Origin of the sequence: Streptosporangium sp. DT93, assembly GCF_049844535.1 — a bacterium.
Lineage (GTDB): Bacteria > Actinomycetota > Actinomycetes > Streptosporangiales > Streptosporangiaceae > Streptosporangium.
Window position 1 is genome coordinate 1 of the sequence record NZ_JBNCLF010000006.1, and the last position, 1404, is coordinate 1404.

Below are 1404 nucleotides of genomic sequence, written 5' to 3' on the forward strand. Positions count from 1 at the left end.
CTTCAGCGCCGATGGTACTGCACCGGGGACGGTGTGGGAGAGTAGGTCACCGCCGGACAATCTTTTCTTGAGGGCCCTCACCGTTGGTGGGGGCCCTCAAGCATTTCCGGACTCCATGTATTTTCCAGGGTTCATGCGTTTCCCGGGATCATGCGTCCGGGGTCACGTGTTTTGCGGGACTCTCACTGCCGGTGGGGCCTTCGTGTCTTCCTGTTTCGCGCGTTTCTTTAAGGCCTTCACCGCATGGTGAGGGCCTTTCGTGTTTCCGGCATGGGTTTCGTCGCGCCGGCCTGGTCTTTTCCGTTCAAGGTCTGCCAGGACTTGCAGGTCCTCGGGCATCCCGGAGCTCCCACGTGCTCGGAGCTTGCGAGCCCCGAGACTTCCGGACCCTCCAAGAGGCTTTTCAATGCTTCGGGGGCTCTTGAGGTTCCCGGCACCTTTCGGGCCTCGAGTTTCCGCAGGAGTGGTTCACGAGGTGGATGCGCCTTCCGAATCTCGTGTGACACCCACCTCGCCTCACGCTCCGTACCACTCGTGTTTCAGACCCCATGCGTCCCCCTTCGCAGGCATCGGCGTCCTGGGAAGGGCGCGTGGAGTTTCGAGGGCTTGCTAGGCTGGAGGAGCCGGGCCACCCCACCAGCGGGTGGCCTTCGTCGCGCCGGACCACGATAGGGCGGGGCAGCGATAGCGAACGGGGCGCACCCCGCGGCCGGAGATCGCCCACACAGTGAATCGCCCCATCCGATCGAGGCGATGGGATGCGCTCGCAGAGTGAGCCAACGAATGGACCAGAAGTGAACAGTGACAACGGGCGCGACGACGCGGGCCGACGAGAAGAGAGCGAGAACCGCGGATCTGGCGGTCAGGGAGGCTACCGCGGCGATCGCGGTGGCGACAGGGGGCGTCCGGGCGACGGCCCCCGATATGGTGAGCGCCGCGAAGGGCGCCCAAGTGGCTCATACGGCTCTCGTGATCGTGGCGACAGGCCGTCCTACAACCGTGACGACCGTGGCTCGGGCCGTCCTCCGTTCAACCGTGACGACCGTCCAGGTGCCGGCCAGAGGCCTTCGGGACCGCGTGACAGCGGCCAGCGTTCCTACGGGGACCGCGATCAGGCTCGCGGTGGCTCCTACGGTTCCCGTGACCGTGGGGATCGACCTGCCTACAACCGGGACGATCGTCCTCCGTTCAACCGCGACGACCGTGGCGCCGGCCGCCCGGCGTTCAACCGGGACAACCGTGGTGGGGACCGTCCCGCCTACAACCGCGACGATCGCGGCTCCGGCAGGCCGCCGTTCAACCGCGATGATCGCGGTGGAAGCCGTTCGTACGGTGATCGTGATCAGTCGCGTGGGCAGTACGGTCCGCGTCCCGATGGGGAGCGCAAGCCGTTCAACCGCGATG

1 protein-coding gene is annotated in these 1404 nt (G+C 66.1%); it reads left to right on the top strand.

Annotated features, from left to right (window positions below):
* Nucleotides 1-1140: 1140 nt before the first annotated feature.
* Nucleotides 1141-1404: hypothetical protein (locus ACLQ2R_RS14710; protein ID WP_425960051.1), on the top strand; the 264-nt coding region annotated here is incomplete at its 3' end.